Annotated in this window: 11 protein-coding genes and 1 pseudogene; 11 read left to right on the top strand and 1 reads right to left on the bottom strand. The window is 41.1% G+C overall.

What is annotated here, in order from left to right:
• Positions 1-70: 70 nt before the first annotated feature.
• Positions 71-262 (top strand): CsbD family protein, encoded by a 192-nt coding sequence (locus FJR77_RS02755; protein WP_000051184.1) that lies wholly within the window; start codon positions 71-73, stop codon positions 260-262.
• A 44-nt stretch (positions 263-306) separates the two neighbouring features.
• Here FJR77_RS02755 and FJR77_RS02750 read toward each other — a convergent pair whose 3' ends face one another.
• Positions 307-1,752: a UDP-N-acetylmuramoyl-L-alanyl-D-glutamate--L-lysine ligase gene (locus FJR77_RS02750; protein ID WP_140833066.1), complete on the bottom strand. Its 1,446-nt coding sequence runs from the start codon at positions 1,750-1,752 to the stop codon at positions 307-309.
• Positions 1,753-1,857: 105 nt separating this feature from the next.
• Here FJR77_RS02750 and FJR77_RS02745 point away from each other — a divergent pair, with 105 nt between their 5' ends.
• From FJR77_RS02745 to FJR77_RS10495, 10 genes and pseudogenes are all read left to right on the top strand, one after another.
• Entirely contained in the window at positions 1,858-3,480 is a 1,623-nt protein-coding gene (locus FJR77_RS02745) for a putative polysaccharide biosynthesis protein (RefSeq protein WP_140833068.1), read from the top strand.
• A 203-nt stretch (positions 3,481-3,683) separates the two neighbouring features.
• Positions 3,684-5,642, top strand: coding sequence for a peptide ABC transporter substrate-binding protein (locus tag FJR77_RS02740; protein ID WP_140833070.1), 1,959 nt, complete (start codon positions 3,684-3,686; stop codon positions 5,640-5,642).
• Positions 5,643-5,783: 141 nt separating this feature from the next.
• Positions 5,784-6,878: a cystathionine gamma-synthase gene (locus FJR77_RS02735; protein WP_140833072.1), complete on the top strand. Its 1,095-nt coding sequence runs from the start codon at positions 5,784-5,786 to the stop codon at positions 6,876-6,878.
• A 7-nt stretch (positions 6,879-6,885) separates the two neighbouring features.
• On the top strand, positions 6,886-8,052 hold the full coding sequence (locus FJR77_RS02730; protein ID WP_140833074.1) for a MalY/PatB family protein: 1,167 nt from the start codon (positions 6,886-6,888) through the stop codon (positions 8,050-8,052).
• Positions 8,053-8,144: 92 nt separating this feature from the next.
• Positions 8,145-11,243: a DEAD/DEAH box helicase gene (locus FJR77_RS02725; protein WP_140833076.1), complete on the top strand. Its 3,099-nt coding sequence runs from the start codon at positions 8,145-8,147 to the stop codon at positions 11,241-11,243.
• Between the two features lie 47 nt (positions 11,244-11,290).
• On the top strand, positions 11,291-11,908 hold the full coding sequence (locus tag FJR77_RS02720; protein WP_140833079.1) for a cystathionine gamma-synthase: 618 nt from the start codon (positions 11,291-11,293) through the stop codon (positions 11,906-11,908).
• 10 nt (positions 11,909-11,918) lie between these two features.
• The gene (gene murC, locus FJR77_RS02715; RefSeq protein ID WP_140833080.1) at positions 11,919-13,253 is read left to right on the top strand and encodes a UDP-N-acetylmuramate--L-alanine ligase; all 1,335 of its coding nucleotides are present in this window, start codon (positions 11,919-11,921) and stop codon (positions 13,251-13,253) included.
• Positions 13,254-13,262: 9 nt separating this feature from the next.
• Positions 13,263-13,712 carry a GNAT family N-acetyltransferase gene (locus FJR77_RS02710; protein WP_140833082.1) on the top strand — a complete coding sequence of 150 codons (450 nt, stop codon included), beginning with the start codon at positions 13,263-13,265 and terminating at the stop codon, positions 13,710-13,712.
• An 8-nt stretch (positions 13,713-13,720) separates the two neighbouring features.
• Positions 13,721-14,215: a GNAT family N-acetyltransferase gene (locus FJR77_RS02705; RefSeq protein ID WP_140833084.1), complete on the top strand. Its 495-nt coding sequence runs from the start codon at positions 13,721-13,723 to the stop codon at positions 14,213-14,215.
• A 79-nt stretch (positions 14,216-14,294) separates the two neighbouring features.
• A pseudogene (locus FJR77_RS10495) lies at positions 14,295-14,628 on the top strand (endolytic transglycosylase MltG); the annotation flags it as partial.
• Positions 14,629-14,663 lie beyond the last annotated feature (35 nt).

Below are 14,663 nucleotides of genomic sequence, written 5' to 3'. Positions count from 1 at the left end.
GATGACATAATAAGTATATACTTAAAGCAACGATAACACTTATCGGAATAAAGCAAAAGGAGACAATCATATGTCACTTGAAAACAAATTGGAACAAGCAACAGGCGCTATCAAAGAAGGATTTGGTAAAGTTACTGGGGATAGCAAGACTGAAGCAGAAGGCGCTGTAGAAAAGACAGTTGCTAAGGCAAAAGAAGTAGTTGAAGATGCTAAAGGTGCTGTAGAAGGTGCCGTTGAAGGTTTGAAAAACGCTTTTAAATAAAGATAGAAAAAATCAAGGGTTTCATTTCCCTTGATTTTTCTATCTTATAAATAATTTTCTGCGACGGCTGCATCTCCTGGATAGGCTTCTTTCTTGCCTTGAACGATTTGGTAGCAATCAGCTCCCTTACCTGCAATAATCACAGCGTCTAATTCGTGATTTGTGATAGCCATTGCCGCCTTGATGGCTTCTTGGCGATCCGCAATCTTTTCAACAGGATGATTGATGTAGCTACTAATTTCATCCGCAATGGCCATTGGGTCTTCATAGTTGGGGTCATCAGCAGTCAGAAAGACTTGAATCTCAGGGTGTTGATTAAGGAGGAGGCCAAAGTCCTTACGACGGCTTTCTCCCTTGTTTCCTGTCGAACCCAGAACCAGAGCAATTTTTCCAGTTTGATGAGTTTCAACCACATTGATGAGTTTTTTCAGACTATCACCATTGTGGGCGTAGTCGATGAAGACCTTAGCTCCATTTTTCTGAGTGAGGACTTCCATACGACCAGGAACTCGGGTTGTAGCGATTCCTTTTTTGATGTCCTCAAGACTAGCTCCGAGACGGAGGCAAGCAAGTCCAGCAGCAACGGCATTTTCTTGGTTAAAGTGGCCAATGAGTTGAATATCATAATCTCCAGCGAGTTTACCCGTAGCTGAAAAGCTAAAGGCTTTGGAATTCTTGATTTGGTTATCAGACTGGCTACCGTAGAAATCATGGTCTTGATCTGCGACTTGTTCTTTTAGTACAGAGAAGTGGTCCATGTCACTGTTAATGATGACTGCTCGGCTATTTTTCATCAAGAGACGCTTGTGGTAGAAGTAGTCTTCAAAGCTAGGGTGTTCAATCGGGCCGATATGGTCGGGGCTGATATTGAGGAAAACTCCCACATCAAAGGTTAGACCATAGACACGTTTGACCAGATAGGCCTGACTGGATACTTCCATGATGAGGTGAGTACGGCCATTTTGCACAGCTTGATTCATCATATCAAAGAGGTCAATACTCTCAGGGGTTGTTAATGCAGACTTAAAGAAAGTCTTGCCATCTAGAGTTGTATTCATGGTCGAGAGCATAGCAGGTCGATGCCCTTGAGATAAAATGTTATAGGCGAAGTAGGCTGCTGTTGTTTTACCCTTAGTACCAGTAAAGGCAAGGAGTTTGAGTTTTTTCTGTGGATTGCCATAAAATTCCATAGCTACCAAACTCATGGCTTTCTTGATATCACTGACGATGATGGCAGGAATACCAACCTCATAGTCTTTTTCAGCCACATACCAACCGAGGCCTTGAGAGATGGCGGAAATCAGAAATTCCTTCTTAAAGGCAGCACCTTTAACGAAAAAGAGGCTCTTTTCTTTAGCCTTGCGGCTGTCATAGCAGATGGTGTCAAATATGACATGGCTGTAGTTGTAGTGATAATGTCCTTGGTCGATAATCTCACGGAAGAGATCATCTTTCTTTAAAATATCTAATACGGTTTCAATCTTAATCATACTTTCTATTGTAAACCGAAAGTCGTAAATTTACAAGTGACAAGGAAAAGTTTATAATGGAAGATGAGGAATTTTTCCTAGTGATTAAAATTAAATGAGGAATCTATGTCTAACGAAAACAATCACCAGCAGGCCCAGATGTTACGGGGGACTGCTTGGCTAACGGCTAGTAACTTTATCAGTCGTCTACTCGGTGCCATTTATATTATCCCTTGGTATATCTGGATGGGATCTTATGCGGCTACAGCAAATGGTCTCTTTACTATGGGCTACAATATCTATGCCTGGTTCTTGCTGGTTTCAACAGCGGGTATTCCAGTTGCGGTGGCCAAGCAAGTGGCCAAGTACAATACCATGCGAGAAGAAGAGCATAGCTTTGCCCTGATTCGGAGCTTTTTGGGCTTTATGACTGGGCTAGGTCTGGTTTTTGCCTTAGTCTTGTATGTCTTTGCTCCTTGGCTAGCAGACTTATCTGGCGTGGGCAAAGACTTAATCCCAATCATGCAGAGCTTGGCTTGGGCAGTATTGATTTTCCCATCTATGAGTGTGATCCGAGGTTTCTTCCAAGGGATGAATAACCTGAAACCTTATGCTATGAGCCAAATCGCTGAGCAGGTCATTCGTGTTATCTGGATGCTCTTAGCTACCTTTATCATTATGAAAATTGGCTCAGGAGATTATCTAGCAGCGGTTACCCAATCCACCTTTGCTGCCTTTGTCGGCATGGTAGCTAGTTTTGCAGTTTTGATCTATTTCCTTGCCAAAGAAGGTTTACTTAAAAGAGTTCTTGAAACAGGAGACAAGATAAACAGCAAGCGTCTTTTGGTCGACACCATTAAGGAAGCCATTCCTTTTATCCTTACAGGGTCTGCTATCCAGCTTTTCCAGATTTTGGACCAGATGACCTTTATCAATAGTATGAGCTGGTTTAGCAACTATAGTAATGAAGATTTGGTTGTCATGTTTTCTTATTTCTCAGCCAATCCTAATAAAATCACTATGATTTTGATTTCTGTTGGGGTTTCGATTGGGAGTGTCGGTTTGCCACTTTTGACTGAAAACTATGTCAAGGGAGACTTGAAGGCAGCTTCTCGTCTAGTTCAGGACAGCATTACCATGCTTTTCCTATTCTTGCTACCAGCAACGGTTGGAGTGGTCATGGTAGGAGAACCTCTCTATACTGTCTTCTATGGCAAGCCAGATAGTTTGGCTATGGGATTGTTTGTATTTGCAGTTTTGCAGTCTACTATTTTAGGCTTGTACATGGTCTTGTCTCCAATGCTTCAAGCCATGTTCCGCAACCGCAAGGCAGTTCTCTATTTTATCTATGGTTCTATTGCCAAGCTAGTCTTGCAAATACCTACCATCGCTCTCTTTCACAGTTACGGGCCTTTGATTTCTACAACAATTGGTCTAATCATTCCTAATATTTTGATGTATCGGGACATTTGCAAGGTAACTGGTGTTAAGCGCAAGGTGATTTTGAAACGAACCATTTTAATCAGTTTGTTAACTCTTTTCATGTTCCTAGTAGTTGGGATATTGCAGTGGATTTTAGGATTTGTCTTCCAACCAAGTGGACGTTTGTGGAGTTTTCTTTATGTAGCCCTTGTCGGTGCCATGGGTGGAGGAGTTTACGGAGTCATGAGTCTTCGTACCCATTTGTTGGATAAGGTGATTGGAAAAACCCAAGCAGATCGCTTACGAATCAAATTAAAGTTAACTTAAAAAATATTTATAAATAAAAGGGATAATTTGAACGTTTCTATCATGAAATGTTCAAATTATCCCTTTTTTATTAATTTATAGAATAATAACTAAATTTTGTAGATGGTAATTTTATTTTTCTTAAATTTTACTTAAAAAACTATTGACTAAATAAAACATGAGTTGTATAATAAGACAAATATTTAAATCAGGAGGTTCTAGAGATGAAAAAGTCTAAGGCCAAGTATGCAACACTTGCAGGTATCGTTTTAAGTGCAGGTATTTTATTAAGTGCGTGTGGAAATTCAAGTACAGGGTCAAAAACATATAGCTATGTTTATACCAGTGATCCGTCTAGTTTGAACTATCTAGCAGAAAACCGTGCCACTACCAATGATATCGTGGTTAATCTGGTAGATGGGCTCATGGAAAATGACCAGTATGGGAACTATATCCCATCCTTGGCAGAGGATTGGAGTGTATCCAAGGATGGTTTGACCTATACCTATAAACTGCGTAAAGATGCTAAATGGTATACTGCAGATGGGGAAGAATATGCTCCTGTAACTGCCCAAGATTTTGTGACAGGTTTGAAATATGCGGCTGATAAAAAATCAGAAGCCTTGTACTTAGTGCAAGAATCCGTTGCTGGTTTAGATGACTATATCACTGGTAAAACAAGCGACTTTTCAACTGTTGGAGTTAAGGCTCTTGATGACCAGACAGTTCAATATACTTTGACTCGACCAGAACCTTACTGGAACTCAAAAACAACTTCAACGATTCTATTCCCTGTTAATGCGGAGTTCTTGAAATCAAAAGGAGATGATTTTGGAACAGTTGATCCTTCAAGTATTTTGTACAATGGACCTTTCTTGATGAAATCCTTTGTTTCAAAATCTGTCATCGAATTCAAGAAAAATCCTAACTACTGGGATGCTAAAAATGTCTTTGTAGATGATGTGAAATTGGCCTATTATGATGGTAGTGACCAAGATGCACTGGCTCGTAACTTTGTGGAAGGTGCTTATAGCTACGCTCGTCTTTATCCAAATAGTTCAAGTTTTGAAGGAATTAAAGAAAAGAATAAGGACAATATCATTTATAGTTTACAAGATGCTACTTCTTACTTCTTAAACTTTAACCTTGATAGAAAATCTTATCAATTTACTTCAAAAACAAGTGATGCTGAAAAGAAATCGACTCAGGAAGCGGTTCTTAATAAAAACTTCCGTCAAGCTATTAATTTTGCCTATGATCGTACAGCTTATGGCGCTCAATCTCAAGGAGAAGATGGTGCAACTAAGATTTTGCGTAACCTAGTAGTCCCACCAACATTTGTAAGTATTAACGGAAAAGACTTTGGTGAAGTAGTAGCCTCTAAGATGGTGAATTATGGTAAGGAATGGCAAGGAATCAACTTTGCGGATGCCCAAGATCCATACTACAATGCTGAAAAAGCCAAGGCTAAATTTGCAGAGGCTAAGAAAGAACTCCAAGCTAAAGGAGTTCAATTCCCTATCCACTTGGACATGACAGTTGACCAAGCTGCTAAAAAGGGTGTCCAAGAGGCAAATTCTATGAAACAATCTATTGAAGCAGCCTTAGGTGCAGATAATGTTGTAATTGATATTCAACAACTCTCCACTGAAGACTATGATAGTACAAGCTATCTGGCTCAGACTGCTGCTCAGAAAGATTATGATCTTTACAATGGTGGTTGGGGATCTGACTATCAAGATCCATCAACTTATCTTGATATTTTCAATGTGAAGAGCGGTGGAGTGTTGCAAAATCTGGGTATAGAGCCTGGTGAATCTAATGATAAGGCTAAAGCTGTTGGACTGGATATCTACACTCAAATGCTGGAAGAAGCCAATAAGGAGCAAGATCTTGCAAAACGCTATGAAAAGTATGCTGAGATCCAAGCATGGTTGGTAGATAGCGCTTTAGCGATCCCGAATGTTTCTAAGGGTGGAACACCAGTATTGAGAAAAACAGTTCCTTTCTCAGAACCATATTCATTAGCTGGTAATAAAGGTATCGAATCATATAAATACCTCAAAGTACAAGATAAAACAGTCACAAAAGATGAATATGAAAAAGCCAAAGAAAAATGGTTGAAAGAAAAAGAAGAATCTAATAAAAAAGCCCAAGAAGAATTGGCAAAACATGTCAAATAAGAATTTTTCAAGAAAAACGATGGTTTCGAAGGAAACTGTCGTTTTTTATATAGTTTGAAACTATAACTAGCTCTTGAAAAGAAGAAAATGAGTTGATGAAAATAAGTGGTACAATAGTTACTATAGATTTGGAGGAATTGTATGAGCAAGGAATTACACATTAACACAATTTTGGCCCAGGCGGGTATTAAGTCAGATGAAGCGACAGGTGCATTGGTGACACCGCTTCATTTTTCAACGACCTATCAGCATCCAGAGTTTGGTCGATCTACTGGGTTTGACTATACGCGTACTAAAAACCCAACTCGTAGTAAGGCTGAGGAAGTCTTGGCAGCTATTGAGTCAGCAGATTATGCCCTAGCTACTAGCTCAGGGATGTCAGCTATTGTACTGGCCTTTAGCGTCTTTCCAGTAGGAAGTAAAGTCTTGGCTGTCCGTGACCTTTATGGTGGTTCTTTCCGCTGGTTTAATCAAGTGGAACAGGAAGGCCGTTTCCATTTTACCTATGCCAATATAGAAGAAGAATTGATTGCTGAGTTGGAAAAGGATGTTGACGTTCTCTATATCGAAACGCCAACCAATCCTTTAATGTTGGAATTTGACATCGAAAAACTGGCAAAATTGGCTCATGCTAAGGGTGCCAAAGTGGTGGTAGACAATACCTTCTACAGCCCTATCTACCAACGTCCAATTGAAGATGGAGCGGATATCGTTCTTCATTCAGCAACCAAGTATCTAGCAGGTCACAATGATGTCTTGGCTGGAGTGGTTGTGACCAATAGTTTAGAACTATACGAGAAGCTCTTTTACAATCTCAATACGACAGGGGCAGTTTTGTCTCCATTTGACAGTTATCAATTGATTCGTGGTCTCAAGACCTTGTCTCTTCGTATGGAGCGCTCAACAGCTAACGCTCAAGAAGTGGTTGCCTTTTTGAAGGATTCTCCAGCGGTTAAGGAAGTTCTCTACACTGGGCGTGGAGGGATGATTTCCTTTAAAGTAGCAGATGAAAAACGCATTCCTCATATTTTGAACAGCCTCAAGGTCTTCTCTTTTGCGGAAAGTTTGGGTGGGGTGGAAAGTCTCATTACTTACCCAACGACACAAACTCATGCTGATATTCCAGCAGAAGTGCGCCATTCTTATGGTTTGACAGACGACCTCTTGCGCTTGTCAATTGGAATTGAAGATGCTAGGGATTTGATTGCAGATTTGCGCCAAGCCTTGGAAGGATAAGACGAAGATGGGAAAATATGATTTTACAAGCCTGCCCAATCGTTTAGGACACCATACCTATAAATGGAAAGAGGCAGAAACGGATAGCGAAGTCTTACCAGCTTGGATAGCGGATATGGACTTTGTGGTCTTGCCTGAAATCCGCCAAGCCGTGCAAACTTACGCTGATCAACTGGTTTATGGTTATACTTATGCCAGTGAAGAGTTAATTAAGGAAGTTCAAAAGTGGGAAGCCACACAGCACGGTTACCACTTTGACAAAGAGGATCTTGTCTTTATCGAGGGTGTAGTTCCAGCCATCTCAACAGCTATTCAAGCCTTTACAAAAGAAGGCGAGGCGGTTCTGATTAACACACCTGTCTACCCACCATTTGCTCGCAGTGTCAAGTTGAATAATCGCAGATTGATTACCAATTCTTTGGTGGAAAAGGATGGTCTGTTTGAGATCGACTTTGACCAACTTGAGAAGGATTTGGTGGAAGAGGATGTCAAACTCTATATTCTTTGCAACCCTCACAATCCTGGTGGACGTGTTTGGGAAAAAGAAGTGTTGGATAAGATTGGCCAACTCTGCCAAAAACACGGTGTTTTATTGGTTTCGGATGAGATTCACCAAGATTTGACCCTCTTTGGTCACAAACATCAGTCTTTCAATACCATCAATCCTGCCTTTAAAGAATTTGCAATCGTCTTGAGCAGTGCCACTAAAACTTTTAATATTGCTGGGACAAAAAATTCCTATGCCGTTATTGAAAATCCTAAGTTGAGACTGGCCTACCAGAAACGCCAGTTGGCCAATAACCAGCATGAAATTTCAGGTTTGGGCTATTTGGCGACAGAAGCTGCTTATCGCTATGGGAAGGATTGGTTAGAGGAACTCAAGCAAGTCTTTGAAAACCACATAAATTATGTAGTGGATTTATTTGGAAAAGAGACTAAAATTAAGGTCATGAAGCCGCAAGGAACCTACTTGATTTGGCTTGATTTTTCAGCCTATGATCTGACTGATGAAACATTGCAAGAGCTGTTGAGAAATGAAGCCAAGGTTATCCTCAACCGTGGTTTGGATTTTGGGGAGGAAGGAAGTCTCCATGCCCGCCTCAATGTAGCTATGCCTAAATCTCTGCTGCAAGAAGTGTGTCAGCGAATTGTGACGACTTTTGCCAAACTTTAAAAATCCAGCCTTCTAGGAGAAAAGTCTTCCTAGAAGGCTATTTTCATAGGGGAAAATATGGTATAATAAAAAGATAAGGTAAAGGTAAAAATATGGCTAAATTGATTCCAGGGAAAGTCCGTATCGAAGGCGTTGCCCTTTATGAAACTGGTAAGGTTGACATTATCAAGGAAAAGAACAATCGGCTCTACGCTCGCGTTGCAGAAGAAGAACTGCGCTATAGTTTAGAGGATGATTTGGTTTTTTGTGCCTGCGATTTTTTCCAAAAGAGGGGCTACTGCGTGCATTTGGCAGCTCTGGAGCATTTTCTGAAAAATGATGAGCGTGGTCAAGAAATCTTGCAGAGTCTGGAAGAAGGTCATGAAGAAAAAGAGGCCGTTGAAACCAAGGTGACCTTGGGTGGTAATTTTTTGGACCGAATCTTGTCTCCAAAAGCAGAACGCGCCTATGAATTGTCGGCTGTAGGACAAGTGGAAGCAGGGAGCAATCATATCTTGTGGACCCTGAGAATCGGGCAAACCAATAGTCAAAAATACTATGTCATTCGGGATATCCCACTCTTTTTAAAAGTTGTTGAGAAGAGAAAACCTTATATGATTGGGAAAACCTATGAGGAGTCTCTGTCTTGGGAATCCTTTGATGAGGCAAGTCAAGAGCTTCTGACTTTCTTGCGCGGACTAATGGAGGAAGGACAGGCTTCAGATCTCTTTTTCCAAAACCAAGGTCGGCACCTCTTTTTTCCTCTGACCTTTTTTGAGCAGGGTGTGAATTTACTGATGGCCTTGCCCCATTTTCAATTTGACCATCAAGTGGATAGTTACCAAACCCTGCTCTTTCAGGATTTGCATGCGAATGCTAATCTATTTGCCTTTACAGTAACAGCATACTCGGATTATTTTGAAATGGAAATCAGTGAGAGTCCAAGGGTCAATGTCTTTTATCAGGGAGCTGTGCTTTTCCATAAAGGACAGGTTTATTTTCTAACAGACCAGCAGATGCGTCTTCTCAAGGAAATTAAAGCGTTGCCCTTGGATCAGCATGGAAAGAAATACCTGCAATTTGATAGCAGTGACCGCGATAAGTTGGCTTCTTGTTTAACTCTTTTTAGCCAGATGGGGACCGTTTCAGCTCCAGAACGTTTACAAATTAAATCCTTTGCACCCTCTTTTTACTTTGACAGGGAAGAGGATAATCGGATTCGTTTAGAAATTCAGTTTGATTATGGGGATAGACAGGTATCTAGCCGACAAGAGCTAGAAGAATTGCCATTTTCGAGTGATGCTGAATTAGAAGAAAGAGTTTTCCAAGCCTGTTTGGTAGCTGGCTTTGAAGCAGATTTTCAATCTTGGCGACAGGCCCTAAAAGCGGAGTATATCTATCATTTCTTCTACGAAATCATTCCAACCTTTGAAAAACTCGGGAATGTTGACCTATCAGATAAGCTCGAAGAACTTTATAGTCTAGCGAGTCCCCAAGTGCAGATTGCTTCCAAGGGAGGTCTCTTGGAAATCCAGTTTGATTTTCAAGATATTGCCCAAGAGGAAATTGACCAAGCCATGCAGGCCTTGGTTGCCAACAAGGATTTTTATATTGATTCGTCCAATCAAGTTTACTTTTTTGATGAAGAAACCAAGAAAATTCGCCAAAATCTACAGGAACTGGGGCAATTTGAATTAAAAGATGGGTCCTTGCAGGCTCGAAAATCTTTGGCTTATAGTTTAGCTCATCTTTTTGAAGGGCGTGACCGTGTTTCTTTTTCACAAGAATTCCAGAATCTGGCCCACGATTTGACGCATCCAGAAGATTTTCCTCGACAGGCAACTCAGGTTAAGGCTGACCTGCGTGATTATCAGGAAAAGGGAATCGGCTGGCTGCAGATGCTCCATCATTATGGTTTTGGTGGGATTTTGGCTGATGATATGGGACTTGGTAAAACCCTTCAGACCATTGCTTTTTTGACCAGTCAAGTGACAAAAGAAAGTCGGGTTTTGATTTTAGCACCGTCAGGTTTGATTTACAACTGGGCAGATGAGTTTCAGAAATTTGCTCCACAGTTGGATGTAGCTGTTGTTCATGGTTTGAAAGCTAGTCGTGAAGAGATTCTTGCTGAGAGCCATCAAATCTATGTGACGAGTTATGCTACTTTCCGTCAGGACAGTGAGCTTTATCAGGGGATGGCCTTTGACTTCCTTTTCTTAGATGAGGCTCAGGTTATGAAAAATGCCCAGACCAAGATTGCCCAGACCTTGAGACAGTTTGTAGTGCCGTCGATCTTTGCCTTGTCAGGGACTCCAATTGAAAACCATCTAGGTGAGCTGTGGTCTATTTTCCAAATCGTCATGCCAGGACTTTTGCCAAGCAAGAAAGAATTTATGAAATTGCCAGCTGAGCGCGTGGCTCAGTTTATCAAACCTTTCGTGATGCGGCGCAAGAAAGAAGAAGTTCTGACTGAATTGCCAGACTTGATTGAAGTGGTTTATAAAAATGAACTGGAAGACCAGCAAAAGGCTATCTACCTAGCCCAGTTGCAACAGATGCGAGACCGTTTGGCTCAGGTGTCAGATCAGGAATTTCAGCGTAGTCGAGTGGAAATTTTGTCTGGTCTGATGCGCTTGCGCCAAATCTGTGACACTCCTGCCCTCTTTATGGAAGATTATCAGGGAGCCAGTGGCAAACTGGATAGTCTCCGAGACCTGCTGGTACAGGTGGCAGACGGTGGACACCGTGTCTTGATTTTCTCTCAGTTCAAGGGAATGTTGGAAAAAATTGAACAAGAACTGCCAGACTTGGGCTTGACTTCCTTTAAAATTACAGGTTCGACCCCAGCCAAGGAAAGACAAGATATGACCAAGGCCTTTAACCAAGGGGAAAGAGATGCCTTTCTGATTTCCCTCAAGGCTGGTGGTGTCGGTCTGAATCTGACAGGTGCTGATACGGTTATTTTGGTTGACCTTTGGTGGAATCCTGCGGTGGAAGCGCAGGCTATTGGCCGTGCCCATCGGATGGGACAAGAGGAAATGGTTGAGGTCTATCGCTTGGTAACCAAGGGAACCATTGAAGAAAAAATCCAGGAACTACAAGAACAAAAGAAACATTTGGTGTCACAAGTATTGGACGGAACAGAGTCACGTGGCAGTCTGACCCTAGCAGAAATTAGAGAAATTTTGGGAATTTCTGAAGTCAGCACTTGAAAAATCAAGACAATACGCTATAATGAAGTGTTGAAAGGAAATAGAAAATGAAACAAGAACGATTTCCATTGGTGTCAGATGACGAGGTCATGTTGACTGAAATGCCAGTCATGAATCTCTATGATGAGTCTGATCTGATCAGTAATATCAAGGGTGAGTATCGAGATAAAAATTATTTAGAATGGGCTCCTATTGCTGAAGAAACACCAGTCAAACCGATTGAAAAGCAAGTAGAGAAAACTAAAAAGGCTCCTTTAGGGGTAAAAAAAGAAGGAAAGAGCTATGCGGAGGTGGCGCGTGAAGAAGCGCGTGCGGATTTGAAAAAGAAACGCTCGGCAAGTTATCTGACTAAGGACATCACTCCTACAAGACGCCATTCTCAGTCAAGTCTAGTTAGAAAGGGCAACCAACCTACCGCGCCTTTCCAAAAGGAAAATCCTGGTGAATTTGTCAAATATAGTCAAAAAATGACCCAGTCTCATTACATCTTGGCAGAAGAAGTTAGCAATATTTCGACTCAAGCTGAGACAAAAGAAACTTCAGGCCCAAAGAAAAACAACTATGATTTTCTAAAGAAGAGCCAAATCTACAATAAAAAAAGTAAACAAACAGAACAAGAACGTCGGGTTGCCCAAGAGTTGAATCTGACCAGAATTACAGAATAGGGGAGGAAACATGTCAAAGACATATCATTTTATCGGAATTAAGGGATCAGGGATGAGTGCCTTGGCCTTGATGTTGCACCAAATGGGTCATAAGGTACAGGGATCAGATGTTGAAAAGTACTACTTTACTCAACGTGGTCTTGAGCAGGCAGGAATTACCATTCTTCCTTTTGATGAAAAGAATCTAGACGGTGATATGGAAATTATCGCTGGAAATGCCTTCCGTCCAGATAACAACGTCGAAATTGCCTATGCAGACCAAAATGGCATCAGTTACAAACGTTATCATGAGTTCCTTGGTAGCTTTATGCGTGACTTTGTTAGTATGGGGGTAGCAGGAGCACATGGAAAAACTTCAACGACAGGTATGTTATCTCACGTCTTGTCTCACATCACAGACACCAGCTTCTTGATTGGAGATGGAACAGGTCGTGGTTCGGTCAATGCCAAATATTTTGTCTTTGAATCTGACGAATATGAGCGTCACTTCATGCCTTACCATCCAGAATACTCTATTATCACCAACATTGACTTTGACCATCCAGACTATTTCACAAGTCTAGAGGATGTTTTCAATGCCTTTAATGACTATGCCAAACAAATTACCAAGGGTCTTTTTGTCTATGGTGAAGATGCAGAATTGCGTAAAATTACAGCCAATGCTCCGATTTATTATTATGGTTTTGAAGCTGAAGGCAATGATTTTGTAGCTAGCGATCTTCTTCGTTCAACAACTGGTTCAACCTTCACAGTTCACTTCCGTGGACAAGAATTGGGTCAATTCCATATCCCAACCTTTGGTCGTCACAATATCATGAATGCGACTGCCGTTATTGGTCTTCTTTACACAGCAGGATTTGATTTGAACTTGGTGCGTGAACACTTGAAAACATTTGCCGGTGTTAAACGTCGTTTCACTGAGAAAATTGTCAATGATACAGTTATTATCGATGACTTTGCCCACCATCCAACAGAAATTATTGCGACCTTGGATGCGGCTCGTCAGAAATACCCAAGTAAGGAAATTGTAGCAGTCTTCCAACCTCATACTTTTACAAGAACCATTGCCTTGTTGGATGACTTTGCCCACGCTTTGAACCAAGCAGATGCGGTTTACCTAGCGCAAATTTATGGATCTGCGCGTGAAGTAGACCATGGTGACGTTAAGGTAGAAGACCTAGCTAATAAAATCAACAAGAAACACCAAGTGATCACTGTTGAAAATGTTTCTCCACTCCTAGACCACGACAATGCTGTTTATGTCTTTATGGGTGCAGGAGATATCCAAACCTATGAATATTCATTTGAGCGTCTCTTGTCTAACTTGACAAGTAATGTTCAATAGGATGTTCTCATGGAGATTCCAATTAAGATTGTTCAGGTAAGTAAGTCTGATTTGACTGAGATAGAGGCACTTCAGGCCTCGTCTTTTCCAGCTGAAAAGCAGCAACCTTCCCATATCTTAGAAGAAAGTATCCGTAAGTCTGCGGATACCTTTCTTCTAGCTGGGGATGAAAATCAACTTCTGGGCTATGTTCTAGGAAGTCCTCATCCCCACAATCCGCAATGTCTAGAAATTCGTTCTTTAGTCATCAAGGCTGACCATCAGAGACAGGGATTGGGAACGCTTCTTCTTGCGGCTTTGAAAGATGTGGCAGTTGAGCTGGATTACAAAGCTATTCGTTTGAAGAGTCCGGAAGAGTTGCTTTCCTATTTTGAAATGAACGGTTTTATTGATGAAGAAACCTCGCTTTATGCAACTAACCAGGGGTTTAGTATGATTTGGTTTAATCTCTTTTTTTAGGAGGCACAATGGAAATTAGGAAAGCAAGATTAGAAGATTTGGATCGTATCGTTGAGATTGAACTAGAAAATTTCTCGATTGAAGAAGCCATTCCTCGCTCTGTTTTTGAGGCGCATTTGCGAGAAATTCAGACCTCGTTTCTGGTTGCAGAAAAAGAGGGTAAGATTATTGGGTATATAGAAGGACCAGTTGGCCTCCAACGCCATCTGCAAGATCACTCTTTTACAGAAGAGATAGAAGATCATAGTCATGAGCCTGGTGGCTATATCTCTGTGACCTGTCTGTCTATTGCCAAGGAGGCACAGGGACTTGGACTTGGTAAGAAATTACTAACAGCCTTGAAAGAGTTGGCTCTTGAACACGAAAGAGAAGGTATTAACCTAACCTGTCATGACTATCTCATCGCTTACTACGAAAAGCATGGATTTGTCAACGAAGGCTTGTCCCAGTCAACCTTTGCAGGGGAAACCTGGTATGATATGGTCTGGAAAGCTAAAAAATAAGCTAGAAAAGCATGCTAGGTTGCTTTTCTTTCGTTTTTAAGATATAATATTATGGATTGTCAACGAGGAGGAAAAACTTTTGAGTGAAAAATCAAGAGAAGACGAAAAATTAAGCTTTAAAGAGCAGATTTTACGTGATTTAGAACGAGTTAAAAAACATGAAGAAGATCAGGAAGAAGTTAATTTAGCTTCAATAAAACCCCAACTTTCTTCTAAAAATGATCAGTCAATAGAAGATTTGATGGAAGATTCTCTATCAGCTGTAGAGGATATTATGAGAAACGCTCCTACCGTGCCGACTCACCCCAGCCAAGATTTACCAGCTTCTCCATCAGATGAGATAAAAAGAGAAACTCTTACTGTTCCAAGCCATCCAAGTCAAGATGTTCCTTCTTCTCCAGCAGAAGAGGCTGCAAGACAAGCTTCACTTACTCCTAGTCACCCGAGT

This window comes from Streptococcus shenyangsis, assembly GCF_006385785.1.
Taxonomy (GTDB): Bacteria; Bacillota; Bacilli; order Lactobacillales; family Streptococcaceae; genus Streptococcus; species Streptococcus shenyangsis.
This window is presented reverse-complemented; position numbering and strand designations above follow the sequence as displayed.

Excerpts from the sequence above, each read along its gene's own strand:
- FJR77_RS02755 (WP_000051184.1), top strand. The coding sequence starts at position 71 with ATGTCACTTGAAAACAAATTGGAACAAGCAACAGGCGCTATCAAAGAA.
- FJR77_RS02750 (WP_140833066.1), bottom strand. The coding sequence starts at position 1,752 with ATGATTAAGATTGAAACCGTATTAGATATTTTAAAGAAAGATGATCTC.
- FJR77_RS02745 (WP_140833068.1), top strand. The coding sequence starts at position 1,858 with ATGTCTAACGAAAACAATCACCAGCAGGCCCAGATGTTACGGGGGACT.
- FJR77_RS02740 (WP_140833070.1), top strand. The coding sequence starts at position 3,684 with ATGAAAAAGTCTAAGGCCAAGTATGCAACACTTGCAGGTATCGTTTTA.
- FJR77_RS02735 (WP_140833072.1), top strand. The coding sequence starts at position 5,784 with ATGAGCAAGGAATTACACATTAACACAATTTTGGCCCAGGCGGGTATT.
- FJR77_RS02730 (WP_140833074.1), top strand. The coding sequence starts at position 6,886 with ATGGGAAAATATGATTTTACAAGCCTGCCCAATCGTTTAGGACACCAT.
- FJR77_RS02725 (WP_140833076.1), top strand. The coding sequence starts at position 8,145 with ATGGCTAAATTGATTCCAGGGAAAGTCCGTATCGAAGGCGTTGCCCTT.
- FJR77_RS02720 (WP_140833079.1), top strand. The coding sequence starts at position 11,291 with ATGAAACAAGAACGATTTCCATTGGTGTCAGATGACGAGGTCATGTTG.
- murC (WP_140833080.1), top strand. The coding sequence starts at position 11,919 with ATGTCAAAGACATATCATTTTATCGGAATTAAGGGATCAGGGATGAGT.
- FJR77_RS02710 (WP_140833082.1), top strand. The coding sequence starts at position 13,263 with ATGGAGATTCCAATTAAGATTGTTCAGGTAAGTAAGTCTGATTTGACT.
- FJR77_RS02705 (WP_140833084.1), top strand. The coding sequence starts at position 13,721 with ATGGAAATTAGGAAAGCAAGATTAGAAGATTTGGATCGTATCGTTGAG.